30 protein-coding genes are annotated in these 26,566 nt (G+C 68.8%); 19 read left to right on the forward strand and 11 right to left on the reverse strand.

The window, feature by feature from the left end; genetic code table 11:
- Window positions 1–7: 7 nt before the first annotated feature.
- Both purE and C6Y44_RS17330 read right to left on the reverse strand, forming a co-directional pair.
- On the reverse strand, window positions 8–520 hold the full coding sequence (gene purE, locus C6Y44_RS17325; RefSeq protein ID WP_019288515.1) for a 5-(carboxyamino)imidazole ribonucleotide mutase: 513 nt from the start codon (window positions 518–520) through the stop codon (window positions 8–10).
- The gene (locus C6Y44_RS17330) at window positions 513–1,787 is read right to left on the reverse strand and encodes a 5-(carboxyamino)imidazole ribonucleotide synthase (protein WP_159417873.1); all 1,275 of its coding nucleotides are present in this window, start codon (window positions 1,785–1,787) and stop codon (window positions 513–515) included. The genes purE and C6Y44_RS17330 overlap by 8 nt, the downstream gene beginning before the upstream one ends.
- A gap of 156 nt (window positions 1,788–1,943) precedes the next feature.
- Here C6Y44_RS17330 and C6Y44_RS17335 point away from each other — a divergent pair, with 156 nt between their 5' ends.
- The gene (locus tag C6Y44_RS17335; protein ID WP_024101520.1) at window positions 1,944–2,477 is read left to right on the forward strand and encodes a GtrA family protein; all 534 of its coding nucleotides are present in this window, start codon (window positions 1,944–1,946) and stop codon (window positions 2,475–2,477) included.
- Between the two features lie 12 nt (window positions 2,478–2,489).
- Here C6Y44_RS17335 and C6Y44_RS17340 read toward each other — a convergent pair whose 3' ends face one another.
- The 4 genes from C6Y44_RS17340 to C6Y44_RS17355 form a co-directional block, all read right to left on the reverse strand.
- A complete protein-coding gene (locus C6Y44_RS17340) occupies window positions 2,490–3,797 on the reverse strand; it encodes a sensor histidine kinase (protein ID WP_159417872.1) in 1,308 nt (435 codons plus the stop codon).
- A 10-nt stretch (window positions 3,798–3,807) separates the two neighbouring features.
- Window positions 3,808–4,491: a response regulator transcription factor gene (locus C6Y44_RS17345; RefSeq protein WP_024101522.1), complete on the reverse strand. Its 684-nt coding sequence runs from the start codon at window positions 4,489–4,491 to the stop codon at window positions 3,808–3,810.
- Between the two features lie 75 nt (window positions 4,492–4,566).
- The gene (locus C6Y44_RS17350) at window positions 4,567–5,130 is read right to left on the reverse strand and encodes a PH domain-containing protein (RefSeq protein WP_120279875.1); all 564 of its coding nucleotides are present in this window, start codon (window positions 5,128–5,130) and stop codon (window positions 4,567–4,569) included.
- A 55-nt stretch (window positions 5,131–5,185) separates the two neighbouring features.
- Window positions 5,186–6,031, reverse strand: coding sequence for a biotin--[acetyl-CoA-carboxylase] ligase (locus C6Y44_RS17355; protein ID WP_120279876.1), 846 nt, complete (start codon window positions 6,029–6,031; stop codon window positions 5,186–5,188).
- Between the two features lie 116 nt (window positions 6,032–6,147).
- On the opposite strand from C6Y44_RS17355, the gene C6Y44_RS17360 reads away from it, so the two are divergent.
- From C6Y44_RS17360 to C6Y44_RS17370, 3 genes are all read left to right on the forward strand, one after another.
- A complete protein-coding gene (locus C6Y44_RS17360; protein ID WP_019288520.1) occupies window positions 6,148–7,788 on the forward strand; it encodes an acyl-CoA carboxylase subunit beta in 1,641 nt (546 codons plus the stop codon).
- Window positions 7,789–7,944: 156 nt separating this feature from the next.
- Complete coding sequence (locus C6Y44_RS17365; RefSeq protein ID WP_016696115.1) at window positions 7,945–8,271, forward strand: acyl-CoA carboxylase subunit epsilon; 327 nt, start codon at window positions 7,945–7,947, stop codon at window positions 8,269–8,271.
- Between the two features lies 1 nt (window position 8,272).
- Window positions 8,273–8,935, forward strand: a complete 663-nt coding sequence (locus C6Y44_RS17370) for a Maf family protein (protein WP_039584823.1) — start codon at window positions 8,273–8,275, stop codon at window positions 8,933–8,935.
- A 13-nt stretch (window positions 8,936–8,948) separates the two neighbouring features.
- Here C6Y44_RS17370 and C6Y44_RS17375 read toward each other — a convergent pair whose 3' ends face one another.
- Entirely contained in the window at window positions 8,949–9,365 is a 417-nt protein-coding gene (locus tag C6Y44_RS17375) for a group III truncated hemoglobin (protein WP_039584824.1), read from the reverse strand.
- Between the two features lie 62 nt (window positions 9,366–9,427).
- Here C6Y44_RS17375 and C6Y44_RS17380 point away from each other — a divergent pair, with 62 nt between their 5' ends.
- The 11 genes from C6Y44_RS17380 to C6Y44_RS17430 all read left to right on the forward strand — a co-directional run bounded on the left by C6Y44_RS17380 (window position 9,428) and on the right by C6Y44_RS17430 (window position 18,328).
- Window positions 9,428–10,321 carry a sulfurtransferase gene (locus C6Y44_RS17380; protein ID WP_060651314.1) on the forward strand — a complete coding sequence of 298 codons (894 nt, stop codon included), beginning with the start codon at window positions 9,428–9,430 and terminating at the stop codon, window positions 10,319–10,321.
- Complete coding sequence (locus tag C6Y44_RS17385; protein ID WP_120279880.1) at window positions 10,318–10,731, forward strand: SufE family protein; 414 nt, start codon at window positions 10,318–10,320, stop codon at window positions 10,729–10,731. Before C6Y44_RS17380 ends, C6Y44_RS17385 begins: the two co-directional genes overlap by 4 nt.
- A 7-nt stretch (window positions 10,732–10,738) precedes the next feature.
- The gene (locus C6Y44_RS17390; protein WP_159417871.1) at window positions 10,739–12,199 is read left to right on the forward strand and encodes a condensation domain-containing protein; all 1,461 of its coding nucleotides are present in this window, start codon (window positions 10,739–10,741) and stop codon (window positions 12,197–12,199) included.
- 120 nt (window positions 12,200–12,319) lie between these two features.
- On the forward strand, window positions 12,320–14,110 hold the full coding sequence (locus C6Y44_RS17395; protein ID WP_120279882.1) for an acetyl/propionyl/methylcrotonyl-CoA carboxylase subunit alpha: 1,791 nt from the start codon (window positions 12,320–12,322) through the stop codon (window positions 14,108–14,110).
- 160 nt (window positions 14,111–14,270) lie between these two features.
- Window positions 14,271–14,648 (forward strand): DUF1707 SHOCT-like domain-containing protein, encoded by a 378-nt coding sequence (locus C6Y44_RS17400; protein WP_088897686.1) that lies wholly within the window; start codon window positions 14,271–14,273, stop codon window positions 14,646–14,648.
- Window positions 14,649–14,767: 119 nt separating this feature from the next.
- Window positions 14,768–15,208 carry a DUF1707 SHOCT-like domain-containing protein gene (locus tag C6Y44_RS17405; RefSeq protein ID WP_120283535.1) on the forward strand — a complete coding sequence of 147 codons (441 nt, stop codon included), beginning with the start codon at window positions 14,768–14,770 and terminating at the stop codon, window positions 15,206–15,208.
- Between the two features lie 3 nt (window positions 15,209–15,211).
- On the forward strand, window positions 15,212–15,574 hold the full coding sequence (locus C6Y44_RS17410) for a VanZ family protein (protein ID WP_120279883.1): 363 nt from the start codon (window positions 15,212–15,214) through the stop codon (window positions 15,572–15,574).
- A 97-nt stretch (window positions 15,575–15,671) separates the two neighbouring features.
- Window positions 15,672–15,989 carry an SAV_915 family protein gene (locus C6Y44_RS17415; protein WP_088897684.1) on the forward strand — a complete coding sequence of 106 codons (318 nt, stop codon included), beginning with the start codon at window positions 15,672–15,674 and terminating at the stop codon, window positions 15,987–15,989.
- Window positions 15,986–16,267: a hypothetical protein gene (locus C6Y44_RS17420; RefSeq protein ID WP_159417870.1), complete on the forward strand. Its 282-nt coding sequence runs from the start codon at window positions 15,986–15,988 to the stop codon at window positions 16,265–16,267. Before C6Y44_RS17415 ends, C6Y44_RS17420 begins: the two co-directional genes overlap by 4 nt.
- A 2-nt stretch (window positions 16,268–16,269) precedes the next feature.
- Complete coding sequence (locus C6Y44_RS17425) at window positions 16,270–17,406, forward strand: hypothetical protein (protein WP_263869915.1); 1,137 nt, start codon at window positions 16,270–16,272, stop codon at window positions 17,404–17,406.
- 49 nt (window positions 17,407–17,455) lie between these two features.
- Window positions 17,456–18,328, forward strand: coding sequence for a hypothetical protein (locus tag C6Y44_RS17430; protein WP_225623586.1), 873 nt, complete (start codon window positions 17,456–17,458; stop codon window positions 18,326–18,328).
- Between the two features lie 3 nt (window positions 18,329–18,331).
- Here the strand turns inward: C6Y44_RS17430 and C6Y44_RS17435 are convergent, their stop codons facing one another.
- From C6Y44_RS17435 to C6Y44_RS17445, 3 genes are all read right to left on the reverse strand, one after another.
- On the reverse strand, window positions 18,332–19,162 hold the full coding sequence (locus C6Y44_RS17435; protein ID WP_159417867.1) for a tyrosine-protein phosphatase: 831 nt from the start codon (window positions 19,160–19,162) through the stop codon (window positions 18,332–18,334).
- A 47-nt stretch (window positions 19,163–19,209) separates the two neighbouring features.
- Window positions 19,210–20,544 (reverse strand): L-lysine 6-transaminase, encoded by a 1,335-nt coding sequence (gene lat, locus C6Y44_RS17440; RefSeq protein ID WP_159417866.1) that lies wholly within the window; start codon window positions 20,542–20,544, stop codon window positions 19,210–19,212.
- A 67-nt stretch (window positions 20,545–20,611) separates the two neighbouring features.
- Window positions 20,612–21,076, reverse strand: a complete 465-nt coding sequence (locus tag C6Y44_RS17445; RefSeq protein ID WP_016692799.1) for an Lrp/AsnC family transcriptional regulator — start codon at window positions 21,074–21,076, stop codon at window positions 20,612–20,614.
- A 36-nt stretch (window positions 21,077–21,112) separates the two neighbouring features.
- Between C6Y44_RS17445 and amaB the strand changes: the two genes are divergently transcribed.
- Window positions 21,113–22,618: an L-piperidine-6-carboxylate dehydrogenase gene (gene amaB, locus C6Y44_RS17450; protein WP_120279889.1), complete on the forward strand. Its 1,506-nt coding sequence runs from the start codon at window positions 21,113–21,115 to the stop codon at window positions 22,616–22,618.
- Window positions 22,619–22,647: 29 nt separating this feature from the next.
- Here the strand turns inward: amaB and C6Y44_RS17455 are convergent, their stop codons facing one another.
- Window positions 22,648–22,905 (reverse strand): DUF7218 family protein, encoded by a 258-nt coding sequence (locus C6Y44_RS17455; RefSeq protein ID WP_059382299.1) that lies wholly within the window; start codon window positions 22,903–22,905, stop codon window positions 22,648–22,650.
- A 100-nt stretch (window positions 22,906–23,005) separates the two neighbouring features.
- Between C6Y44_RS17455 and C6Y44_RS17460 the strand changes: the two genes are divergently transcribed.
- Genes C6Y44_RS17460 through C6Y44_RS17470 form a run of 3 tightly spaced genes read left to right on the forward strand, consistent with a single transcriptional unit; the run spans window position 23,006 to window position 26,533 of the window.
- On the forward strand, window positions 23,006–24,553 hold the full coding sequence (locus C6Y44_RS17460) for an AMP-binding protein (RefSeq protein WP_120279890.1): 1,548 nt from the start codon (window positions 23,006–23,008) through the stop codon (window positions 24,551–24,553).
- Window positions 24,550–25,935 carry an FAD-binding oxidoreductase gene (locus C6Y44_RS17465; RefSeq protein ID WP_159417865.1) on the forward strand — a complete coding sequence of 462 codons (1,386 nt, stop codon included), beginning with the start codon at window positions 24,550–24,552 and terminating at the stop codon, window positions 25,933–25,935. Before C6Y44_RS17460 ends, C6Y44_RS17465 begins: the two co-directional genes overlap by 4 nt.
- A gap of 37 nt (window positions 25,936–25,972) precedes the next feature.
- The gene (locus C6Y44_RS17470) at window positions 25,973–26,533 is read left to right on the forward strand and encodes a hypothetical protein (protein ID WP_088897675.1); all 561 of its coding nucleotides are present in this window, start codon (window positions 25,973–25,975) and stop codon (window positions 26,531–26,533) included.
- Window positions 26,534–26,566: the final 33 nt, after the last annotated feature.

Genomic DNA, 26,566 nt, shown 5'->3' on the forward strand with positions numbered 1-26,566 from the left:
GGCTCCGTCAGCCGAGCAGTTTCTGCCGCAGCGCCTCGTCCTTCTCGAGCACCATCTGCTCGAGACCCGCCTGGAACTTCTCCATCTGCTCGCGCAGCGCCGGGTCGGAGGCACCGAGGATGCGCGCGGCGAGCAGACCCGCGTTGCGGGCGCCGCCGATCGAGACGGTGGCGACGGGGACACCGGCGGGCATCTGCACGATCGACAGCAGTGAATCCATGCCGTCGAGGTACTTGAGCGGCACCGGGACACCGATGACCGGCAGCGGGGTCGCCGAGGCGACCATGCCGGGCAGGTGGGCGGCGCCCCCGGCGCCCGCGATGATGACCTTGATCCCGCGACCGGCGGCGTCCTTGGCGTAGTCGAGCATCCGCTGCGGCGTGCGGTGCGCCGAGACGACACCCACCTCGAAGCGGATCCCGAACTCGACCAGCGCCTCGGCCGCGGCCTGCATGGTCGGCCAGTCCGAGTCGCTGCCCATGATCAGGCCGACCTGTGCACCCTGTGCCACGTCACTCACCGCTTTCTCCCGTGTGTTCGTTCCAACCGTCGGTCCACACCGCGTGCGAGAGCCAGTGCGCCGCGCGTTCCGCGCGTTCGCGCACGGCGGCGACGTACTCCGGATCGTCGATCGATCCGGACGGCGCACCGAGCACGTTGACGTGGCCGATCTTGCGGTCCTTGCGCTCGCCCTTGCCGTAGAGGTGCACGTGCACGTCGGGCATCCGGGCGAACAGGTGGTGCAGCCGCTCGTCCATGCTCATCGCCGGCGCCTCGGGCGCGCCGAGCACGTTCGCCATCACCGTCACCGGCGCGATCGGGCTCGTATCGCCGAGCGGGTAGTCGAGCACGGCGCGCAGGTGCTGTTCGAACTGGCCGGTGCGGGCACCGTCCATGCCCCAGTGACCGGAGTTGTGCGGACGCATCGCCAGTTCGTTGACGATCAGCTCACCGGAGCGCGTCTCGAACAGCTCGACCGCCATGACACCGACGACGCCGAGCTCTCCGGCGATGCGCAGCGCGAGCTGCTCGGCGGCGGTGGCGACGTCCTCGGGCAGGTTCGGGGCGGGTGCGATGACGACGGCGCACTGGCCGTCGCGCTGGACGGTCTCGACGACCGGCCACGACGCGCCCTGGCCGAACGGGGACCGCGCGACCATCGCCGACAGCTCGCGCGTCCACTCGACCTTCTCCTCGGCGAGGAGCGGGACACCGGCGGCGAGCTGATCGGCGACGACCCTTTCGAGTTCGGCGTGGTCGTCGAGGATCCACACGCCGCGGCCGTCGTAACCGCCGCGTGCAGCCTTGAGCACGTACGGATCGCCGAGCGCGTCGAGGGCGGCGCGGGCGTCCTCGACGGAGGTGATCTCCGCGAACTTCGGCATCGGTGCGCCGAGCTCACCGAGCCGCTTGCGCATCGCGATCTTGTCCTGGGCGTAGATCAGGGCCTGCGGGGGCGGCAGCACGGCGACGCCTTCGCGCTGCAGGACCTCGAGATGTTCGGTCGGAACACCCTCGTGGTCGAACGTGAGTGCGTGCGCACCGGTCGCGGCGCGGCGGAGGGCGTCGAGGTCGTCGTGGCTGCCGAGCACCACGTTCGGGCTGACCTGCGCGGCGGGTTCGTCGGCGCTCCCGGCGAGGACGCGGAGTGTCTGACCGAGCGCGATCGCCGCCTGATGGGTCATCCGCGCGAGCTGTCCACCACCGATCATCGTGACGACCGGCATGCCCGTCGTCAGGGTGCGGGGCGTGTCGGATCTGGGGGACGATTCAGGTCTGCCTGTCACGGCTGTCCATGGTGTCACAGCATGTCGTGACGTCGTTCCGCTGCTCCCCCGCCGAGCGTCGAGGGACCTCTCACCGACCCGCGCGGCGGTGTGGGGATGCCGACATGTGTGGTCGGGTTTCGGAAATTCACCTCTTCGTTTCGTACACTTCTCCAAGTGACAATCGTCGATGAAGCGTTGAGCAGAGTTCCCCAGCCTTTCCGGGGGCTGTTGCTCCGGCATCGCGAATTGATCAAATTCGCCATCGTCGGCGGCACCACCTTCGTGATCGACTCGGCGATCTTCTACACGCTCAAGCTCACAGTTCTGTCCGAGAAGCCGGTGACCGCCAAGATCATCGCCGGTGTCGTCGCGGTGATCTGCTCGTACATCCTCAACCGCGAATGGTCCTTCCGTAATCGCGGCGGTCGCGAGCGCGCCCACGAGGCGTTCCTGTTCTTCTTCGTCAGCGGTATCGGCGTCGTGCTCTCGTTCATCCCGTTGTGGATCTCGAGTTACGTCTTCGACCTGCGCGTACCCGAGGTGAGCCTCGCGACGGAGAACATCGCCGACTTCGTCAGCGCGTACATCATCGGCAACCTGCTGCAGATGATCTTCCGCTTCTACTGCTTCAAGAAGTTCGTCTTCCCGGAGGAGATGGTCCCGGACGCTCCCCTGGGCGAGCCCAGCGAGCAGCTCGACCGCTCCTGAGGGGAAGAAGGTCTAGCGGGGTTCGCGCGTGCCGGTCGGCGTATAGGTGTCCCGATCGCGGGGCGCGCCGAGGAACAGCGCGAACAGTGCCGGCCGGCGTCGCTGCAGTTCGAGACGACCGCCGTCGGCCTCCGCGAGGGCACGCGCGAGCGCCAGTCCCACCCCGGTCGACCCGCCGCCGGAGAAGCCGCGGTCGAAGACGTACGGCGCGACCTCGTCGCTGACGCCCTCTCCCTCGTCGGCCACCTCGACGCACACCGTGACGTCGCCGCGGGTCGCAACCTGCCGCACCGAGACCGTGCACGTGCCGCCTCCGTGCACGAGCGCGTTGTCGACGAGCACCGCCACCGCCTCACGCAACCGCGAACCGGTCACCGCCGCCCGCAAGGACGGATCGCCGCGCAGCACCAGTTCCCGTCCCGCCTCCTCGTAGGGGCCGCGCCAGTCGGCGACGACACCGGTGAGTTCGCCGACCACCGAGACGTCGGTGCGCTGGTCGGCACTGCTGTCGCGGGACTGGCGCACGAGACCGTCGATCGCGGTGGTCAGCCGGTCCACCTGCGCCATGGCCGCCTCGGCCTCCTCCACCACGGCAGGATCGTCGTGGGTGGACAGCTCGTCGAGCCGCAGCCGGATCGCGGTCATACGGGAGCGGAGTTGGTGCGAGACGTCGCCGACGAGCGCGTGCTCGCGCTGCAGGCGGTGCGAGATCTCGACGGCGGCCGAATCCAGTACGTCGGAGACGCGATCGAGTTCGGGGATACCGTGCCGGCGGGCCACCGGGCGGAAGTCGCCCTCGGCGAGGCGGGCCGCCCGGTTCGCCACGTCGCGCAGCGGGTCGGCGAGTCTTCGGGCGGTCGCCACCGCGACCAGCGCTCCGGCCGCGACGGACAGCAGCACCAGCAGGCTCACCGCGGCGAGCACCTGCTGCTGCAGGGTGCGCATGCTCTCCGAGGGCACCTCGATGAGCAGCGAGCCGGACGTCCCCATCGACAGCGACTCGACGATCGACGCCCCGAGCACCGGCGTGCCGATGTCCAGCCGCGCCGCGACGTTCTCGGGTGTCGGGTAGACCACGACGGCCCGCCCGTCGGTGGGGACGAGCAGGCGCAGGGAACTCGTGTCGAGACCACCGACGACGAATCCGTCGGTGCCCTCCTGGGCGATGATCTCGTCGGCCATGCGCTCGAGCCGGTTCTGCAGGTCGCGGCGGGCGGTGTCCTCGACGAACAGGAACGCCGTGTAGGCCAGCGGAATGCCGAGCAACAGCGCGACGAGCAGCACGGTCGCCAGGACGGCGTTGAGGATGCGGCTGCGCACGCCGGAGACGCTAGTCGGTGTTCAGCCGGAAACCGACACCGCGCACCGTGGCGATGCGACGTTCCCCTGCCGGTCCCTCGTCGCCGATCTTGCGGCGCAGCCACGACATGTGCATGTCGAGCGTCTTCGAACCACGCAGGTCGGCGTCGCCCCACACCTCCTCGAGGATCGCGTCGCGGGAGACGACCTGCCCCGCGTGCTCGAGCAGCACGCGCAGGAGTTCGTACTCCTTGTTGGCGAGCGTCACCTCGGAGCCGTCCACGAGGACACGGCGCGCGGCGCGTTCGAGCCGGATCCCGGCGACGTCCACGATGTCGTCGTTCTCCGGGCCGCCGCGCCGGCGCAACAGCGCGCGCACGCGCGCCATGAGCTCGGCGAGACGGAACGGTTTGCCGACGTAGTCGTCGGCGCCGGCATCGAGACCGACGACGAAGTCGACCTCGTCGGTGCGGGCGGTGAGCATGAGCACGGCCAGATCGGAGCGGCTCGCCCGGATCTGGCGACACACCTCGAGTCCGTCCATCCCGGGCAGACCGAGGTCGAGGATGAGCAGTTCGAACCTGCCCGACAGTGCCTGTTCGAGCGCGGCCGGACCGTTGTCCTCGACGGTCACGTCGTACCCTTCGCGTCCCAGCGCGCGGGACAGCGGTGCAGCGATTGCGTCGTCGTCTTCGGCGAGTAGAACGGCAGTCACCACGCCAGCCTACGGATCGGGGTTCGCTTTGTCGGGATTACCGGCGGGTCGTGTCGGCACACCTGCGACTCGCGGTCACCACGCCTTGCGGTGCTCGTGCTCGTCGCGCCGGTAGCGGGTGGTGTGACGGTCGTCGGGGCGCTGGTCCTGCGCGTCGAAGGCCTGCCGGTAGAGCAGGGCGTGCACCTGCTGGACGTCGGGGATGTCGTCGAACTCGATGGGATCGTCGGCGGCGGAGACCACGACGAGCGTGCCGGTCCGGAGCATCCGGTCGACGAGGCCGTGCCGGAACTGGACGTTGCTGATCCGGCCCATCGGGATGTCGATACCCGTGTGGGTGAGCACACCGGTACGGACGAGGACGCGCCGGTCGGTGACGAGGAAGTGCGTGGTGAGCCACCCGACGAAGGGAGGGACGCACCGCCAGCCGACGAGGCCGATCCACGCCGCGGCCACGGCGAGGCCGCACCAGTTCGCGGCGGCACCGTCGAGCCGTGCCTGGACGAGTCCCAGCAGGAAACCGGCGACCATCGTCGACACGAGGAAGGTGGCCGTCGGCAGCACGAGAGACTTCCAGTGCGGATGCCGATGCAGCAGCAACTCTTCCTCGGGTGCGAGGGCGTCCTCCGGGTATCCCATACCGCCCACGATGGCATATGTCGGTCTTGTACCGATGCGAGCGGTCGCAGGGCGCTCAGACCGGTCGCAGATGTGTGATGTCGCCCGCAGCGACCGCCACGGACTCTCCCCCGCCGTCGGGGCGGATCACGATCCGTCCCTGGTCGTCGACGTCGGTCGCGATGCCGTGCAGTTCGGTGTCGCCGGGCAGGATCGCACGGACGCGCTGCCCGACCGTGCTGCACCGTTCGCGGTAGGCCGCGGCGAGTTCGGTGGTGTCCCATCCCGCGCGGGCCCACGCCCGGATCCGCTCGCCGAAGCCGGCGAGCAACGCTTGCGCGAGCGGCGTGCGATCGAGTTCGGTGGCGTCCTCGAGCAGCAGCGAGGTGGCGGTGGGGACGGGCAGTTCGTCGCGTCCGAGGGTGGCGTTGATGCCGATGCCCGCGACGACCGTGGGCACCGGCGAAGTGGCCGCGACCTCCACGAGGATCCCGGCGAGCTTGCGCCCGTCGACGAGGACGTCGTTGGGCCACTTCAGTTGTGCCGCAACGCCGGTCACGGATCGCACGGCGTCGACGGAGGCGATGCCGCACAGCAGCGGGAGCCAGCCGATGTTCTGCAGCGGGCACTCGGGCAGCCGCAGCAGGACCGACACGATGACCTGCGCGCCGGGCACACCGTTCCAGGTGCGCGAGTGGCGGCCGCGACCACCGTGCTGGAACTCGGCGAGCAGCACGCGACGGTCGTCGCCGGTCGCGGCGACGGCGAGCAGATCCGCGTTCGTCGAGGCCGTGTCGGCGACGACGTCGAGACGTGTGTAGAAACCTTCGCGCTCGACGCCGACGAGGGCATCGCGCAACGCCGCCTCGTCGAGCGGTGTGCGGAGGGCGAGGAGATCGGTCGTGGGCCGGTCGGATGCCATGTACACAGCCTAAAGTGGGCCTTCGCTACCTACCCGCCGGTAGGTCCGGAGCGGTGGTCCGGCCTTCGGGACCTCGATGCAGCGGCCTTGTATGACGATCGCTAAGCTGACTGGCCATGACCACTGTCCAGGAGCCGTCCGCGCCCGAGGCGGCGAGTACGCCCGATATCCACACCACCGCCGGCAAGCTGGCCGACCTGCGCAACCGTCAAGCACAGGCCAAGGTCCCGGTCGGTGAGGCCGCAGTCGAGAAGGTTCACGCCAAGGGCAAGCTGACCGCTCGCGAGCGCATCCAGGCGCTCCTCGACGAAGGATCGTTCGTCGAGCTCGACGCCCTCGCTCGCCACCGCAGCACCAACTTCGGCCTGGCCGACAACCGTCCGCTCGGCGACGGTGTCGTCACCGGCTACGGCACGATCGACGGCCGCGACGTCTGCGTCTTCTCGCAGGACGCCACTGTCTTCGGCGGCAGCCTCGGCGAGGTCTACGGCGAGAAGATCGTCAAGGTCATGGACCTGGCCCTCAAGACCGGCCGTCCGCTGATCGGCATCAACGAGGGCGCCGGCGCGCGCATCCAGGAGGGTGTCGTCTCCCTCGGCCTCTACGGTGAGATCTTCCACCGCAACGTGCAGGCCTCCGGTGTCATCCCGCAGATCTCGCTGATCATGGGCCCCGCGGCCGGTGGTCACGTCTACTCCCCCGCTCTCACCGACTTCGTCGTGATGGTCGACCAGACCAGCCAGATGTTCGTCACCGGCCCCGACGTCATCAAGACCGTCACCGGCGAGGACGTCACGATGGAGGACCTCGGCGGCGCCCACACCCACATGGTCAAGTCGGGTGTCGCGCACTACGTCGCCGACGGCGAGCAGGACGCCCTGGACTACGTCAAGGATCTGCTGTCCTACCTGCCGAGCAACAACCAGGCCGCTGCACCGCGCCTCGCGCCGAGCGACCCGATCGAGGGTGCGATCGAGGACTCCCTCACCGCCGAGGACATCGAGCTCGACACGCTCATCCCGGATTCGCCGAACCAGCCGTACGACATGCACGAGGTCATCCGTCGCCTGCTCGACGACGACGAGTTCCTCGAGGTCCAGGCCGAGCGCGCCAAGAACATCATCGTCGGCTTCGGTCGCGTCGACGGCCGCAGCGTCGGCATCGTCGCCAACCAGCCCACGCAGTTCGCCGGCTGCCTCGACATCGACGCGTCCGAGAAGGCCGCGCGTTTCGTCCGCACCTGCGACGCGTTCAACGTGCCGATCATCACGCTCGTCGACGTTCCCGGCTTCCTGCCCGGCACGGAGCAGGAGTACAACGGCATCATCCGTCGCGGTGCCAAGCTGCTCTACGCCTACGGCGAGGCGACCGTCGGCAAGATCACGGTCATCACCCGCAAGGCCTACGGCGGCGCGTACGACGTCATGGGTTCCAAGCACATGGGTGCCGACGTCAACCTCGCGTGGCCGACCGCGCAGATCGCCGTCATGGGTGCCTCCGGCGCCGTCGGCTTCGTCTACCGCAAGCGCCTGCTCGAGGCCGCCAAGAACGGTCAGGACGTCGACGCGCTGCGCCTCGAGCTGCAGAACGAGTACGAGGACACCCTGGTGAACCCGTACGTCGCCGCCGAGCGCGGTTACGTCGACGCGGTGATCCCGCCGTCGCACACGCGCGGTCAGATCGTCTCCGCACTGCGCCTGCTCGAGCGGAAGATGGTTTCGCTCCCGCCGAAGAAGCATGGAAACATTCCGCTGTGACGCTCGGCGGCAGGACCGGGCGCAGCTCGGTCCTGCCGCGACCGTACGGCGTAGCACGTCGCCGACGACGTGCGATGAACCCGAGAGAGGGATCGACATGACAGCGACCCGGTGGGCATCCGATGCCCGTGTGGACGCGTACCCGGGGGGTGCCCTGTGACAGCGACGGCAGAGGACAAGATCATCACCGAGTTCGAGGTCGAAGAGCAGTCGCCCGCGGTCGAGGCCACGGCCGCCGACGACGCGACCGAAGCCGCCCAGGAGAGCACCGCGGTCGCCGAGACCGCGGCCGCCATCCGCATCGTCAAGGGCAACCCCGCCGACGAGGAGATCGCGGCTCTCGTCGCCGTGCTCGCCGCTGCCGCTGCGTCGGCAGGCGACGAGGTGGTCGACACCCGGCCGCCCGAGACCTGGGGCGATCCGACGCGGATGCACCGGCAGTGGGCGCCGTTCTCGCCGTATTCGTACCCGAACCGCGGCTGACATGCCCCGGCTCGTTCTGGCCTCGGCTTCACCCGCCCGCCTCGCGGTTCTCCACGCGGCGGGCGTGAAGCCGTTGGTGCAGGTGTCGGAGGTCGACGAGGACGCACTCATCGCGTCCCTCGGCCCCGGCACGCCACCGGCGCAGGTCGTCACCGAGCTGGCCCGCGCCAAGGCCACCGACATCCTGCCCGTCCTACGCGAGCAGAAGCTGCGCGACGCCGTCGTCATCGGCTGCGACTCGATGCTGCTGATCGACGGCGCTCTGCAGGGCAAGCCCGGCACCGTCGAGGCGGCCCGCGAGCGCTGGCGGACGATGGCCGGCCGCAGCGGCGAGCTGCTCACGGGTCACGCCGTGCTCCGTATCCGCGACGACGAGGTCGTCGCGGAGGCCGCCGACCACAGCGGCACCGTGGTGCACTTCGGCACCCCCACGGACGAGGAACTCGAGGCCTATCTCGACAGCGGCGAGCCGCTCGAGGTGGCCGGGGCCTTCACGCTCGACGGTCACGGAGGCTGGTTCGTCGAGCGCATCGAGGGCGATCCGTCGTCGGTGATCGGCATCGGGCTCCCGCTGGTGCGGCGCCTCCTCGCCGAGGTCGGCATCTCCGTCGCACGCTTGTGGGCCGAGAACGCCGCGATCCCCGTCGAGGCGCTCGAGAACTGAGCCGTACCCGGCACTATCGAGCCGTGCCGCCGTACAGGGTCTTCTGCAACGAGCCCACCATCGCCTCGGCCTTGGTCTTCGCACGCTCGGCATCCACGCCGTGGAACATCTCGTCCACGGTCCCGCACCACAACTGCAACCACCGCTCGAACCGGGCGGGGGTCAGTCCGTGGTGTCCGTGCAGCGCCCGGTGCACCGGAACGAACGCTCCGCGATAGCGGGTCGTGCGGAAGAGGATCTGCTCCCAGAAGTCGCCGACGACCACCAGATGGTCGTCGAGTCCGACCACCGCGAGGACGTCGAAGACAGGCGCGAGCACGGGATCGTCGAGGGCCCGTTCGTAGAACCGCCGGACCAGCAGGTCGATGTGCTCCCGCGATGCGAGCTCGACCGGGGCCGGTCGGTCGCCGTGGGTGTCACTGCGGGTCACGTCCCGTCACGGTACCGCCTAGAATCGACGGCGCACCTGCCACCACAGCCTCAGGAGCCCATGTGCCCGTCGCACCCGATAGCAACCCTTCGTTCGCGGTATACGCCGATCCCAACCGTCTCGTGTCGACGGAGTGGTTGTCCGCTCATCTCGGCCATCCCGAAGTGAAGGTCGTAGAGTCCGACGAGGACGTCCTGCTCTACGACGTGGGGCACATCCCCGGTGCGGTGAAGATCGACTGGCATCTCGATCTCAACGACCCCGTCACCCGCGACTACATCGACGGCGAACAGTTCGCCGCGCTCATGGATCGCAAGGGCATCCGCCGCACCGACACCGTGATCATCTACGGCGACAAGTCCAACTGGTGGGCCGCCTACGCGCTGTGGGTCTTCACCCTCTTCGGCCACGAGGACGTCCGCCTGCTCGACGGTGGCCGCGACGCGTGGATCTCCGAGAACCGCGACACCACCCTCGACATCCCCGTCGCCACGACGAGCGGTTACCCGGTCGTCGAGCGCAACGACGCGCTGATCCGCGCGTTCAAGGACGACGTCCTCGCGCACCTGGGCAAGGGCCCGCTGGTCGACGTGCGGTCGCCGCAGGAATACACCGGCGAGCGCACCCACATGCCCGACTACCCGGAGGAAGGCGCCTTGCGCGGTGGCCACATCCCCACCGCGGTGTCGATCCCGTGGGCGAAGGCAGCGGCGCCGGACGGCCGGTTCCGTGCGCGGCCCGAGCTCGAGGAGATCTACGGCGACATCGACCAGGACGCCGACGTGATCGCCTACTGCCGGATCGGCGAGCGCTCGAGTCACACCTGGTTCGTCCTCACCTACCTGCTCGGATACTCGAACGTGCGCAACTACGACGGTTCGTGGACCGAGTGGGGCAACGCCGTCCGCGTGCCCATCGTCAAGGGCGACGAGCCCGGAGAAGTGCCGGCCGCATGAGCATTCCCGCCCCGCTCGCCGAGATCGTCGACGACTTCGCCGCCGTCGAGGGTCAGGACAAGCTGCAGTTGCTGCTGGAGTTCAGCCGCGAGCTCCCGCCCCTTCCCGCGGAGCTGGAGGAGGCGGCGATGGAACCGGTGCCCGAGTGCCAGTCGCCACTGTTCCTGTCCGTCGACGCCTCCGACCGGTCGCGGGTGAAGCTCCACTTCAGCGCACCCGCCGAAGCGCCGACCACCCGCGGATTCGCATCGATCCTGCAGCAGGGACTCGACGGTCTCAGCGCACAGGAGATCCTCGACGTGCCCGACGACTTCTATGCCTCGCTCGGTCTCGCCGAGGCGGTCAGCCCGCTGCGGCTGCGAGGGATGAGCGCGATGCTCACGCGCATCAAGCGGCATCTCCGAGCCTGACGCGGTCATGGAGTTCACCGAGCTCGCCGACTACCGGATCCCCCCGGGCGTTCTCACCGAATGGCTGCCGTGTGCGGCCGAGGACGACTGGCGCGAGGACCCTCGCCCCGCCTCGTACATCCACGAGGCGCATCTGCGGCGTACCTCGGGGGTCCGGTACGGCGGGGGCCGCGACTCCTGGCTCGGCACGGCCTTCGAGGTCCCCGGGCCGCTCGACACCGAGCGGTTCCGGCGGGCCCTGCAGCGCTGGATCGACCGGCACGAACCGCTGCGCAGCCACGCGCACCTCGACGAGGAGCAGAGCGGCGGCAGTCTGGTGCGGCGCACCGCTCCCCCGGGCCGGGTGTCGGTGCGGCCCATCCGGCACGATCCCGCCGATCCCGACACCATCCACGAGCACCTGCTCGGCCTGTTCGACGACTACACGACCCCGCACCTGTGGCCGTCCTACGTCTTCGCGACGCTCGAGCGGACACCGGACGGGAATCCCGACGATGCAGAAGGCGTGAAGGACACCGACGAGCGGTTCACGGTCTTCTTCGGCGCCGACCACTCCATCATCGACGGCTACTCGGTGGTGCTCGTAGCGCACGAGATCTCGGCGCTCTACGAGGAGGAGCGCACCGGTCGCGCCGCCGACCTGTTCCCGGTGGGCAGCTACATCGACTTCGGCGCCGCCGAACGCGACGAGTCCGCACATCTCGACGACGACGACGAGGCCGTGCAGATCTGGCGGCGGACCCTCACCGAATGCGGCGGCGAACCGCCCGCCTTCCCCCTCCCGATCGGGGCGCGACCCGCGCACGCCACACCCCAGCAACGACTGTCGGAGCGCTGGTTCGACGACGACGAGGCGAGCGCCTTCTCCGCATGCTGCCGACGCGCCGGGACGGGATTCTTCGCCGGCGTGCTGGCGTGCTTCGGTCGGGCGACGGCCGAACTCACCGGCGCGGATCGCTTCCGGACCGTCGCGCCCGCGCACACCCGCGCCGGCCCGATCTGGGCGGGTTCGCTCGGATGGTTCGTCGGCCTGCGTCCGATCGACCTGAAGCTCACGGACACAGCCGATTTCGAGACCCTGGCGATGCGGGCCGGCGACGAACTGCACCGCACCCGCGCGAGCGCACGAGTGCCGTTCGTGCGGGTGGGCGAACTCCTCGGCGTGCCCATCCGTCCACGTTTCGTCGTCTCGTACATGGACGTGCGGTTCGTGCCGATGGCCGCCCAGTGGCCCGAATGGAACGCTCAGGCGCTGCGCAGCCGCAGCTTCACCCACGACGTCTACGTCTGGATCAACCGCACGCCCGAGGGTGTGAACATGTCGGCGCGATTTCCCGACAATACGGTCGCGGGCGAGAACGTCCCGAGCCTTCTGACGCGTACCCGCGAACTGATGCACGAGGTCGCGGTGGGTGGACCGTGGATCGCACGGCCGGAAACGGCGGCAGTCCCACCTACCGGTGAGTAGCATTGTGTGCTCGAACGGCCGCCGTAATGTGTATGGGCATCCGGTTACATCGTCGATCCGAATGGCGCTTAGACTGCCCGTCGACGGAAATAACCTAACGATCGATCAACAGGAGGCTCCGTGCCCAGTCATGCCAGCGCGCAGATCACGAAGGTGCTCGTCGCGAACCGCGGCGAAATCGCTGTGCGGGTCATCCGAGCCGCCAAGGACGCGGGCTACGGCAGTGTCGCCGTCTACGCCGAACCGGACGCAGACGCACAGTTCGTGAAGCTCGCCGACGAGGCGTTCGCACTGGGCGGCACCACCTCGGCCGAGTCCTACCTGGTGTTCGACAAGATCCTCGACGCCGCGGCCAAGTCCGGCGCCGACGCCATCCACCCCGGCTACGGCTTCCTCTCCGAGAACGCCGACTTCGCCCAGGCCGTGATCGACGCCGGCCTCATCTGGATCGGCCCCTCGCCGCAGTCCATCCGCGACCTCGGCGACAAGGTCACCGCCCGCCACATCGCCGAGCGCGCCAAGGCTCCGATGGCCGCCGGCACCAAGGACCCGGTCAAGAACGCCGACGAGGTCGTCGAGTTCGCCGAGAAGTACGGCGTGCCGGTCGCGATCAAGGCCGCCTTCGGTGGTGGCGGACGCGGCATGAAGGTCGCGCAGACCATCGAAGAGATCCCCGAGCTGTTCGAGTCGGCCACCCGTGAGGCCGTCGCCGCCTTCGGTCGCGGTGAGTGCTTCGTCGAGCAGTACCTCGACAAGGCCCGCCACGTCGAGGCCCAGGTCATCGCCGACCAGCACGGCAACGTCATCGTCGCCGGCACCCGCGACTGCTCGCTGCAGCGCCGCTTCCAGAAGCTCGTCGAGGAGGCCCCCGCGCCGTTCCTGACCGACGAGCAGCGCAAGCGCATCCACGACTCCGCCAAGGCCATCTGCCGCGAAGCCGGTTACTACGGCGCCGGCACGGTCGAGTACCTCGTGCAGGGCGACACCGTCTCCTTCCTCGAGGTCAACACCCGCCTGCAGGTCGAGCACCCGGTCACCGAGGAGACCGCCGGCATCGACCTCGTGCGTCAGCAGTTCCGCATCGCCAACGGCGAGAAGCTCGAGCTCACCGAGGACCCGACCCCGCGCGGCCACTCCTTCGAGTTCCGCATCAACGGTGAGGACGCCGGTCGCGGCTTCCTCCCCGCCCCCGGCCCGATCACCGTCTACAAGGAGCCCACGGGCCCCGGTGTGCGCGTCGACTCGGGTGTGGTCCAGGGTGACGTCATCGGCGGCCAGTTCGACTCGATGCTCGCCAAGCTGATCGTCACCGGCGAGACCCGCGAGCAGGCGCTGCAGCGTGCTGCCCGCGCGCTGGCCGAGTTCGAGGTCGAGGGCCTGGCCACGGTCATCCCGTTCCACCGCCACATCGTCGAGAACCCGGCCTTCGTGGGCGACGGCGAGAAGTTCGACGTCTACACCAAGTGGATCGAGAACGAGTGGGAGAACACCATCGAGCCGTACACCGGTGGCGCCCCGATCGAGGACGAGGACGAGGCCCTGCCGCGTCAGAACGTCGTCGTCGAGGTCGGCGGACGTCGCGTCGAGGTGTCGCTGCCCGGCCAGTTCTCGCTCGGCGGTAACGGCGGCGGTGCCGGCGCGATCCGCAAGAAGCCGAAGCCCCGCAAGCGCGGTGGCGGCGGCGCGGGCAAGGCGTCGGGCGACGCGGTGACCGCACCCATGCAGGGCACGGTCGTCAAGGTCGCGGTCGCCGAGGGCCAGGAGGTTGCCGAGGGCGAGCTCATCGCCGTGCTCGAGGCCATGAAGATGGAGAACCCGGTCAACGCCCACAAGGCGGGCGTCGTCACCGGCCTGGCGGTCGAGCCGGGTGCCGCGGTCACCCAGGGCACCGTGCTCACCGAGATCAAGTAGGACGCCGCTCGAGCAACGCTCGGGCAATACGGCCGACGGTCCCCCGCATCTCTCACGATGCGGGGGACCTCGCCGTATCGGGTCCCTGGCGACCGGTTCACGCCGAATCTGTGTCCTCGCGGTCCCGCTCGTCCGCGCGAAAAACCACTAGCCTGGAGTCATGGCCGACCGCCCCGACATCCGCATCGGCACCGCCGAGCGTGAAGAAGCCGTAGCACTGCTCGGCGAACACTTCGCCGCGGGCCGTCTCAGCCTGGCGGAGTTCGACGAGCGGGTCGCACTCGCCACGCAGGCCACGGTGCGCGGCGACCTGATCCCCCTCTTCGCCGACCTGCCCTCGGCGCCGGCCGCGATGGCCTCGACAGGGCCGCGGGATCTGGCGGAGCAGCTGCTCACGCTGGTTCCGTTCATCCTGGTCGCGCTGCTCGTGATCGTCGTCTTCCGGCATCCGATCGCGCTGCTCATCGCCTTCGGTGTGCTGTTCGTCGCGGGTCGCCGGGCCTACCGACTTCTGGGCGAGGGCCGCGGGCCGTCCTGACCTCGCGGTGCTCGGCCGCGTCCTCCTGCCGTTGCGGAGATCCTGTAGTCGAGATCACAGCCCTTCGAGAGGCGCCCGTGCCTGTCGCCGGTCCGACGGCACAGGTTAGTGTGGCCGGCATGCCCGAACACCCCGACATCCGGATCGGCAACGCAGAACGCAGTGAGGCGCTCGACCTGCTCGGCGAACACTTCGCGCTCGGCCGGCTGACGCTGTCGGAGTTCGACGAACGCAGCGCGAAGGCATCGGCCGCGACGACGCGGGGCGATCTCCAGGTGCTGTTCACCGACCTGCCCGCCCACGTCACCGAGCTGCCCACCACGACCCGCGACGACCTCCCGGTGATCGCCCCGCGGAAGGATCCCGAGCGCTGGCGCGAGGTCGTGATGGGGCTGACGCCGCTCGTCGCGCTCGTGTTGTTCTTCACGTTCGACACGTGGTTGTTCTTCCTGTTGATCCCCGCCGTGGGCATCGTCCTGTTCGCCGGTCGCGACCGGGACGGGCACAGCACCGACGACAGGGGAGCCGACAGTCGCCGGGACGAGAAGAAGAACGCCTGAACCGTGCCGTCCACGCTTCTCCGGCACCGCGCTCTGCCGCTGATCGTCGCGGTCGTCGTCATCACCGCGATGCTGCTCTCCCCCGGCGGCACGGTGCCGAGCGGCCCACCGCACGCCGACAAGGTCACACACGCACTGATGTTCCTGGCCCTCGCGCTCTGCTCCCGTTACGCACGGATCTCCCCCGTCGTCACCGTGGTGTGGCTGGGCCTCTACGGCGTGCTGACGGAGATCCTCCAGGCCACCGTCGCGGTCCGGCGTTCCGGATCGTTCTGGGACTGGTGCGCCGATCTCGTCGGCGTCGCGATCGGCCTCGCCGTCGCGGCCGTCGTCGGCTCACGTTCTCGCACGCGGTCGAAACCGTAAGCATCAACCCGTGATTCGTCACAAAACCTGACGCTGGTAGCCTCCTCCGCGCCGACAGTCCGACGGGGGATCGGACGGGCTGTTCACGGGGGAACGAATGTCGCAGGAACAGGTCGCGGACGCACTACCGACGGTGCTCCCGCCGTATCTCTATCTACCGTGCGCGGAAGCGGTCCCGGATCCGGCCGATGCCACCGTCGACTATCGATATCTCAGCGACGGCCGCATCGCCCTGCTCGCCTACACGGCACTCGACCGTCTCCACTCCTGTTGCGGCGCCGGCCAACCGTGGCTGGCGTTGCCCACGCACGTGCTCCCGCGACTGCGTGAGGCACAGCCGTGGGATTCGCTGCTGCTCGACGTCCCGATACCCGAAGCGGAACGTCGACACCCGGCCTCCGGAGACGGGAGATGAGCCTGTACGTCGATCCCGCCGAACTCGATCGGGCCGCAGGCATCTACACGGGTGCGGCCACGGACACCGCGGCTCTCGTCGACACCTGCCCCACGAGCGTGGACGCGGGTCTCGCGACCGGCCCGCTCACCGGCATGATTGCCCAGATCGTCACCGACCTCGCCGGCATGGTCGAGGTGCTCGGCGGAACGGGTGGCCTGCTGACGACCACGGCGCAGACGTACCGGGACGCCGAGGACGAGGCCGCCGCCGCGCTCGTCCGGACCTGGTCGGAGTGACCGTGCCGATCGATACTTTCATCGCAGGCAACCCCACCGATATCCGACGGGTCGAGGACTGGATCCGCACGACGCTGGGCACCACGATCACGAGCGTCGCCGACGCCGCGGCCCGGGCGCGGCGCATCGCCGACGACGCCTGGGAGGGCGACGCTTCCAAGACCTACCTCGACAGGTCGAGCGAACACGTCCACGCCATCGACGATTTCCACGAGCGGACCTCGAGGACCGCCGATGTCTTCGCGGGCCTGGCGGGCGAACTGTCGCACGCCCTGTTTGACATGGCCGACATCCGCGCTCGCGCCGCCACTGCCGGTCTGTCCGTCTTCACCGACATGATCAGCGAGCCCCCACCGGCCTACGACGAAGCCACCACGCAAAGGGCTGCAGCGTACGAAGAGGCGCGCGGGGCGGCCGAGGCGGTTCACGCTCGCTGGTCGGTCGCAGTCGCAACCGCCACGAACACCTGGACCGGACACCCGTGGTCCGCGTCCTTCCTCGTGAGCACCGCGCTCGACTACGTCGACAAGACCCTGCAAGGCAGGATCGCGGACCTCCTCACCGTGCAGCAGCACCTCCGGACCGAGGCGATCCGTGAGATGGAGCGATTTCTCACGCTTTCGCCGGACACACCCTACGACGAGCTGCGACGCCTGTTCGGTTGTGCGCGGGAACCACTCGACGATCTGGTAGCGACCATCGGTCGCCTCGACGACATGGCGTCGATGTCCCGGACAGCCGGCCGAGCCGCGGGGGCCATAGGTCTCGTCGCCGGTGTAGGGCTCGACTATTTCGCGGGTGGTGAGTCCCTCGAACAGGCCGTGGTATCCAACGGTGTGGGTCTCGCTGCCTCGATAGCAACCGGCGCGGCGGTGGGAAGTGCGGTCGGGTCGATAGTTCCGGGCGCCGGCACGGCGTTCGGAGCGGTGGTCGGCGCGGGAGTGGGGACGGCCGCCGGAATCTTCACATCGGGAGCGGTCGGCAACCTCTACGAGTCGAGTACCGAGTCCGTGTGGAGAGCGATAGGCGCCGGTTGGGAAGAGGTCGAAAGTGCTGCCGCAGCTACCGGAAAGTTGGCCGGCGCCACCGTCGGTGGAACGTTGCGCCTGGGAAGAGGAATACTCGATGCCGTCTTCTGATCGTCCCGATCTCCGGACTTACGGGGATCCTCGAGCCACCCCCGTCATCGTGTTCACTGCCCTCGTGGGTCTGTTGTGCCCGCTGCTGATCGTCGCGGCCGTGATCGAACGGGTGGCGGCAGGACTACCGTTCGCGTTTCCCGACGCTACGGCCTTCCTTCTGACACTGGGCGCAACCATCCTGATGTATCCGGTGCTCGGTGTCCTCATGTACAGCCCCCGGATCAGCGCTGATCACATCGTCGCGGGCTCCGAGAGTTCTCAGCCGGTTCTCCTTCTCCGGCAATCCCCTTCGATATTCTGGAGCGTCGTCATTCAGATCGGGACATTCACGCTCATGCTCCTCGTGATCATCTGGGTCAGCGACGGGTCTCGGGAACAGCTATCCGGAAGCATCGTCCTGACCGTACTCGCCTGCGTGTGGCAGGTCGGCTACTGCTTCTTCATCGTCCGACACAAACTGCGCCCCGGTTACATCGCACTCTCCGCGGAGGGAATCCGCTTCAGCGATCACGCCACGGACACCTGGATCCCCTGGGAGGCATCGACGTCCGGAGTGCTGACCGACCCCCTCTACGTCGTGATCGTCGCCCTACCGGTGCGTGGCGCCACCACGAGTTCACGGGTTCCCCTGCCGTGGCGGATCATCGACGACCGCAAGGACAGCGACCTACGTCCCTCATCCCGACGTCGCCCCGGTCATACTGCCCGCATCGACCGGCGCCGGTTCGCGATCGCACCCGAACTCCTCGACGCCGTGCTCGACCACTATCTCCGCGACCCCGACGCCCGCGCCGAACTCGCCGATCCCGACGCTGTCGCAAGCCGAGTCGACGAGCTGCGCTCCTACGCACCCGGACCGCGGTGGCGACGCTACGGTCCGGTCCCCGTGCCGACCCTGAGCACGGCGGCGCCGAGGTGACGGTCAGGCGGTCAGGTTCGAATCGACAAGCCGGGTCCGCAGGGCCTGCAGGGTGTCGTCGTCGAGACCGAGTCCGGCGGCGAAGTACTGCTCGATGGTTCCGTAGCGCGACAACGCCTCGTCGATCGCCACCTCGAGGTACTCGCGACGCACACCGAGCAGGGGTGTGATCAGGTCCGGATCGCCGCCGAGCGATGCGAACCGGGCGAAGAAGTCGTCGAAATGCGGGAGCAGTTCGTCGTTCGTGCGCAGGTAGTCGGCGAACACGGCTTCCTGGTCGGCTCCGGCGAACATGAGCAGCGAGGCCGCCGCCCAGCCGGTGCGGTCCTTGCCGGCACTGCAGTGCACGAGCGCCGGGACCTCGCCGTGCGCGACGGTGCTCGCCAGGGTCCGGTACGACGCCACAGCGCTCGGCAGCGTGACGAACTCGCGGTAGCTCTGCCGCAGGTACTCGACGGCACGACCGTCCCCGAGCGTCTGGGCCACCAGCTCCGGGTTGGACACGAGTTCCGGCAGCGCGGCCGCGATCGATCCGCTCTGCCGGTCGGCGAGGACGTCGAGCCCGAGGTGCCGGGCACCGTCGGGGACGCGATCGGGACGGCGCTGCTGCTCCTCGAGCGTGCGCAGGTCGAAGACCGTCGCGATGCTCAGGGCGTCGAGGGTCTCGACGTCGGTGTCGGTCAGGCGGCTGAGGTCCGTCGAGCGGAAGACCACTCCGGTGCGGACCACGCCGCCGAACGAACTCCGGCAACCGCCGATGTCCCTCAGGTTGACCAGCGACGGAATCGCGAAGGATTCGCCCCCGGTTACGGTCTCGTCCAGTGCATCGGCCATGTCCGACAAGCTACCGCCGTCCGGCCGTGAACAGGTGGACCCACCCCTCATTCGTACTGCGAGGTCACCCTGTCGAGCGCGTCGAGGGCCTCGTCGAGCTCGTGGGTGGTGACGACGAGCGGCGGCCGGAAGCGGATGCCTCGCGTGCCTGTCCCGATCACGAGGACGTGTTCGTCGCGGTACAACCGTCGCAGCACCTCGTCGCGGATCTCCGGAGTCGGGAGGTCGACGGCGCACATCAGTCCGCGTCCGCGCGGCTCGGTGACGACCGGTCGTCGCGCGGCGAGCTGCTGCAACCCCGACAGCAGGTGCGCTCCGCTCAACCGGGCACGGTCGATGAGCCGGTCGTGCTCGACGACCTCGAGGATGCGGCGGGCCCGCACCATGTCGGTGAGATTGCCGCCCCACGTCGAGTTGATCCGCGAACTCACGGCGAACACGTTGTCGGGCACCTCGTCGATGCGTCCACCGGCCATGATCCCGCACACCTGCGTCTTCTTGCCGAAGGCGACGATGTCGGGGGTGACGCCGAGCTGCTGGTAGGCCCACGCGGTGCCGGTCGTGCCGGCGCCGGTCTGCACCTCGTCGAAGATCATCAGGGCGTCGTTCTCCCGGCACAACCGCGCGATCGCCCGGAAGAACTCGGGACGGAAGTGGTGGTCGCCGCCTTCGCCCTGGATCGGTTCGGCGACGAAGCACGCGATGTCGTGGGGACGTTCGGCGAAGGCGCGGCGTGCCTGTTCGAGGGCCATCTCCTCGGCCGCGGCGACGTCGCGTCCCTCGGTGAGATAGGGCGCATCGATCCGCGGCCAGTCGAACTTGGGGAACCGGTCGGTCTTGACCGGATCGGTGTTGGTCAGCGACAGCGTGTACCCGGTGCGGCCGTGGAACGCCTCGGTCAGGTGCAGCACCGATCCGCCCAGGTGGGCGGGCAGACCGCGGGCCTCGTTGAGACGGCTCTTCCAGTCGAACGCGACCTTGAGCGCGTTCTCCACGGCGAGCCCGCCACCGTCGACGAAGAACAGGTGCGGGAGAGCCGGGTCGCCGAGTACGCGCACGAAGGTCTCGACGAAGCGCGCCATGGGCACGGTGTAGATGTCGGAGTTGCTGGGTTTGTTCGCCGCGACGGCGGCGAGTTCGTGCGCTGCCTCAGGATCGGTCAGCGCGGGATGGTTCATTCCGAGCGTGGACGACGCGAAGAACCCGAACATGTCGAGCCACGTGGTTCCGTCCCGGGCGTCGACGAGGCGTACTCCGCGGGAACGGTCGAGATCGAGGACGAGGTCGAAACCGTCGGCGAGCATGTGCCGGTCGAGGATGCTGTGTACCCGGTCGGGGGCGAGGTTCTCGGCACCGTCCGGGTTTCGGAATGCAGTGCTCATGACCCCACCGTACGCGAGAATCAACGGGACAAACCCGGTATCACAGCAACACTTACGGTGTAGGGGCCTATCGTTCGTAAAATGTTTGCAGAACGACGGTGCTGCGGGTGGCGACGTTCGCGGTCGCGCGGATCTCCTGCAGCAACCGCTCGAGAGCGCGAGGAGACTCGACACGCACGAGGAGGATGTAGCTTTCGTCGCCCGCCACCGAGTGACACGATTCGATCGCGGAGATGTGCCGGAGGCGGGCCGGTGCATCGTCGGGTTGCGAGGGGTCGAGAGGGGTGATCGCCACGAAGGCCGACAACATCAGCCCGAGCGCTTCGGGATCGACGCGCGCACTGTATCCGCGGATCACGTTGCGCGCCTCGAGTCGGCGCACCCGCGACTGCACGGCCGAGACGGACAATCCTGCCTTCTCGGCGAGCGCCGCGAGCGTCGCACGACCGTCGGCGACCAGTTCGCGCAGCAGCATCCGATCGATGTCGTCCAGCGACTCCTTCGACGAGTCGTTTCTCGAGGATTCGGGCACCAGCGCAGGGTATCCGAGCAGTAAAGGAGCTCACCGATGAATGCGACCACCGATCTCGCCGATCGCGCGGCGACCGCCCTGAGGCAGTGCGGTGTCGGCGCCCTGTCCGACGACGGGGCGCTCGCGGTGACCAGCCCGATCGACGGCAGCGTGATCGGACACCTTCCGGTCCACTCGGCTGCCGAGGTCGACGCGACGATCACGGCGGCGGCACAGGCCTTCGAACAATGGCGCGACGTCCCCGCTCCGGTGCGCGGCCGCGTGGTGCGACGGCTCGGGGAACTTCTCGTCGAACACAAGTCGCATCTCGCCGAACTCGTCACTCTCGAGGCCGGGAAGATCCCGTCGGAGGCCGCGGGCGAGGTGCAGGAGATGATCGACGTCTGCGAGTTCGCCGTCGGTCTGTCGCGGCAGCTCTACGGGCGGACGATGCCGTCCGAGCGCCCCGGGCACCGGCTCATGGAGATCTGGCATCCGCTCGGCGTGGTGGGCGTGATCTCCGCGTTCAACTTCCCCGTGGCCGTGTGGTCGTGGAACACCGCGATCGCGCTGGTGTGCGGCGACCCGGTGGTGTGGAAGCCGTCGGAGACCACCCCGCTCACCGCGCTCGCCTGCGACGCGCTGCTGCGCCGCGCCGCCACCGATGTCGGCGCCCCCGAAGGGCTCCACCATCTTCTCCTCGGCGACCACACGGTGGGTGAAGCGCTCGTCGACGACCCCCGTATCGCGCTGGTGAGTGCGACCGGCTCCAGCCGGATGGGGCGGATCGTCGGGCCGCGCGTGGCGGCCCGGTTCGGCCGGAGCCTGCTCGAACTCGGCGGCAACAACGCGGCGATCGTCGCTCCGTCCGCCGATCAGGATCTCGCCGTCCGGGGCGTCGTGTTCGCGGCCGCCGGAACGGCGGGCCAGCGCTGCACCACCTTACGTCGGCTGATCGTGCACCGGTCGATCGCCGACGAGTTCGTCGAACGCATCGCGAAGGCGTACTCGGGTCTGCGGGTGGGGAATCCGCTGGACGAGGGTGTCCTCGTGGGTCCGCTCATCTCGGAACGGTCCTACGAGGCGATGACCGCGGCGCTCGACCGCGCGCAGGCCGACGGGGGCACGCTCGTCGTCGGCGGCGACCGGGTGGAGGTCGCCGGTGGTGGCGTGTACGTCTCGCCCGCGCTGGTCCGGATGCCCGCGCAGACCGAGGTGGTGCGCGAGGAGACCTTCGCCCCGATCCTGTACGTCCTCGACTACGACGACCTCGACGAGGCGATCGCCTTGCACAACGGTGTACCGCAGGGCCTGTCGTCGGCGATCTTCACGCTCGACCAGCGCGAGGCGGAACTGTTCCTCGCCCGATCGGACTGCGGCATCGCCAACGTCAACATCGGCACCTCGGGTGCCGAGATCGGTGGCGCGTTCGGTGGGGAGAAGCACACCGGTGGCGGGCGCGAATCGGGATCGGATGCGTGGAAGGCATACATGCGGCGGGCGACGAACACCGTCAACTACTCGACGGAGCTGCCGCTCGCCCAGGGTGTCGAGTTCGGCTGATCCCGAACGACGTTCGGGGGGCCGGGCGGCTAATGGTTGCGCAGTGCGTCGATCAGCTCGTCCTTCTTCATGTCGGAGTAACCGGTCATGCCCAGTTCCTTCGCACGCTTCTTCAGGTCGTCGACCGTCCAGTCGTCGTAGGAGCCGGACTTGCCGCCCTTCTTCCCGACCTGCGACTTGCCCTCGTTCGCAGCCGCGTTGGAGATCCGGGCCGCTTTCTCCTTCGAGGCGCCGTCCTCGCGGAGCTCCTCGTACATCTTCTCGTTCTTGATCGACGGATTCGGCATCGTCTTCTCCTTCCGTGGTCCTTCCGCACGGGTACCCGACGACACTGCGCCCAATCAGAGGCTATGTGGTCTGCACCACATGCTGTGGTAGACCTTGGGCATGTATCCAGGGAACTTCGTCGCCACCACGCCCGACAAACCCGCGATCATCCGCCCCGCCACCGGGGAGTCGCTGACCTATCGCGAACTCGACGAACGCTCGATCCGGCTGGCGAAGTACCTGAGGTCCCTCGGTCTCGAGCGCGGCGATCACATCGCCCTGATCTCGAACAACGACCTGCGGGTCATGGAGGTCTACTGGGCAGCCCTGCGCTCGGGCCTCTACATCACCGTCGTCAACTGGCACCTGACCCCGGCCGAAGCCGCCTACATCGTCGACGACTGCGGCGCGAAGGCCCTCGTCGTGTCGGCGCAGGCCGTCGGTGCGGTCGACCTGTCCCCCGGCGCGTATCCCGGCGTCACCCACCGGTTGGCGTTCGGTGGGTCGCCGGCCGGTTTCGAGGAGTACGACGCCGCGCTCGCCGGTTTCGACGCGACACCGCTCGACGACCAGCCCCGGGGCCAGGACATGCTGTACTCGTCGGGCACCACGGGCCGGCCCAAGGGCATCAAGCCGAAGCTCCCTGACGGGCAGGTCCAGGACATCCCCGACCCCTACACGGCGGTCTTCGCCCCGATGTACGGATTCGACGACAGCACCGTCTACCTGTGCCCCGCACCGCTGTACCACGCTGCGCCACTGCGCTTCTGCGGCACGATCCAGTCGGTCGGCGGCACCGTGATCCTCATGGACCACTTCGATCCCGAGGAAGCGCTCGCGCTCATCGACCGCTACTCGGTCACGGCGAGCCAGTGGGTGCCGACGATGTTCGTCCGGATGCTCGAGCTCCCCGAGGAGATCCGCGCGAAGTACGACGTGTCGAGCATGAAGGTCGCGATCCACGCCGCGGCGCCGTGCCCTCCCGAGATCAAGCGGGCGATGATCGAGTGGTGGGGGCCGGTGATCAACGAGTACTACGCCTCCACCGAGGGCGCCGGCGCGACGTTCATCGACTCCGCCCAGGCCCTCGCACATCCCGGCTCGGTGGGCCGTGACGGTGCCCTGGGCACCGTCCACATCTGCGACGACCAGGGCCAGGAACTGCCCACCGGCTCGATCGGCACGGTGTGGTGGGAACGCGACGAGCGTCCGTTCGAGTACCACAACGACCCGGTGAAGACCGAGGAGGCGACGCATCCCGAGCATCCGACGTGGACGACCAGCGGCGACATCGGTTATCTGGACGAAGAACGCTATCTCTACCTCACCGACCGGGCCGCGTTCACGATCATCTCGGGCGGCGTCAACATCTACCCGCAGGAATCCGAGAACGTCCTCACGCTGCATCCGAAGGTGTTCGACGTCGCGGTGATCGGCGTGCCGAACGAGGAGATGGGCGAGGAGGTCAAGGCCGTCGTGCAGCTCGTCGACGGAGTCGAGCCGAGCCCGGAGCTCGAGCAGGAACTGCTCGCCTACGTCCGCGACCGCGTGTCGCACTTCAAGGCGCCGCGCAGCATCGATTTCTCCGACGATCTCCCGCGCACTCCCACGGGCAAGCTCGTCAAACACAAGCTGCGGGCGCGTTACGTGGAGCCGGTGCGCGGATGAGCCGCCCGAACACCGACACGACCCCGGTGCTCGACGAACTCGCCGGACAGTTGCCCGCCGACGCGCTGGTCACCGATCCCGACATCCTCGCCGGCTACCGGCAGGACCGTGCGCAGGACCCCGATGCCGCGGTTCCGCTCGCGCTCGTGCGCGCGACGTCCACCGCGGACGTGCAGGCGACACTGCGGTGGGCGAACGCCCACAGGGTGCCGGTGGTGCCCCGCGGTGCCGGCACGAGCCTGTCCGGCGGGTCCGGTGGGCTCGCCGACGGGATCGTGCTCAGCACCGAGAAGATGCGGGCGATCACCGTCGACACCGCGACCCGCACCGCCGTCGTCCAGCCCGGTCTGCTCAACGTCGAGGTGAAGCAGGCCGCGGCCGAACACGGACTCTGGTATCCACCGGATCCGTCGTCGTTCGAGATCTGCACGATCGGCGGCAACGCGGCCACCAACGCCGGTGGGCTGTGCTGCGTGAAGTACGGGGTGACGACCGACTACGTGCTCGGACTCGAGGTGGTCCTCGCCGACGGCACCGCGGTGCGGCTCGGTGGTCCGCGGGTCAAGGACGTCGCGGGCCTGTCGCTGACGAAGCTGTTCGTCGGCAGCGAAGGCACCCTCGGGGTCATCACCGAGGTGACCCTGCGCCTCGTCCCACCGCCGCCACCGGCCTCCACGATGGTCGCGACCTTCGCCACCGTGCAGGCCGCCGCCGACGCGGTCGTCGCGATCACCGCAGTCCTGCGACCGGCGATGCTAGAGTTCATGGACAGGGCGTCGATCGGGGCGGTGGAGGACATGCTGCGTATGGGACTCGACCGCACCACCGAGGCCATGCTCATCGCACGCTCCGACGCACCCGGCAGCGCCGCCGCGGAGGAGATCGAGATCATGGTGCGGGCCTGCCGCGAGGCCGGTGCCGACGATGTCTTCGCGACCGACGACCCCGAGGAGGGTGAGGCGTTCACCGTCGCCCGCCGCATGGCGATCCCGGCCGTCGAGCGCACCGGCAGCCTGTTGCTCGAGGACGTCGGGGTGCCGATCCCCGCACTGCCGGAACTGGTGCGCGGAATCGCCGATCTCGCAACCGAACACGACGTCACCGTCGCCGTGATCGCCCACGCCGGGGACGGCAACACCCACCCGCTGATCGTCTACGACCCCGCCGACGAGGACATGACAGCGCGGGCGCAGATGGTCTTCGGGAAGATCATGGATCTCGCGATCGAACTCGGCGGCACCATCACCGGTGAGCACGGTGTCGGCCGGCTCAAGAAGGCCTGGCTACCCGATCAGGTGGGACCGGACGTGATGGCCTTGACCGAGCGGATCAAGGCCGCGCTCGACCCGAACGCGATCCTGAATCCCGGCGTGGTGATCTGATGACCCGCACCACATCGGCAGCGGTCATAATCGTCGCGTGAACACCCGTGTGCCCCCGTCGACGGCCGCCCTGCCGCTGCGCGAGACCAAGTACCGCGAGCTCGAACAGTATCCCGAGTTCGGCTCCGTCACGGCCTGGCTTCGCGATGTCGTGTCGTCGATCGTGCCCAACGCCCGCATGAGCGAATGCGAGTACTGGTCCGTCGTGTGTCTTCCCACCGGGGAGCCGGACGACCCGCGGAAGCCGCTGGTCTCGGTGCACGCCGGCAATATGGCGGTCGCCGGGGTGTTCCTCGACCTCTCCGACGGGCAGCGGAGCCTCGCCGGCTACGTCCGCGTGTCGGGGCCCGAGTTGGAGAAGGCCTCGGGCTCGACCCGCGAGCAGCTCGCGGCGGACTCCCCCGACCTCTCCTTCGTCGACGAGGGCTCCGTGGTGTCCGTGGTGTGGAGTGACGAACCCGCCGCGCGGGAGCAGTTCGAGGCGCTGCCGTGGCGGGCCCCGGCGCGGGCGCTCGTGACGGAACTGATGCGTGGCGGCCGCAACTGCTGGGCCGACGATCACTGCCGGCAGATCGCCCGGTTCGCGTACGACGACTGAGCGGGTTCACGTGCGGCGACTGAGTGTGTCGGT

The sequence above is a fragment of the Rhodococcus rhodochrous genome (genome assembly GCF_014854695.1).
Classification (GTDB): Bacteria; Actinomycetota; Actinomycetes; order Mycobacteriales; family Mycobacteriaceae; genus Rhodococcus.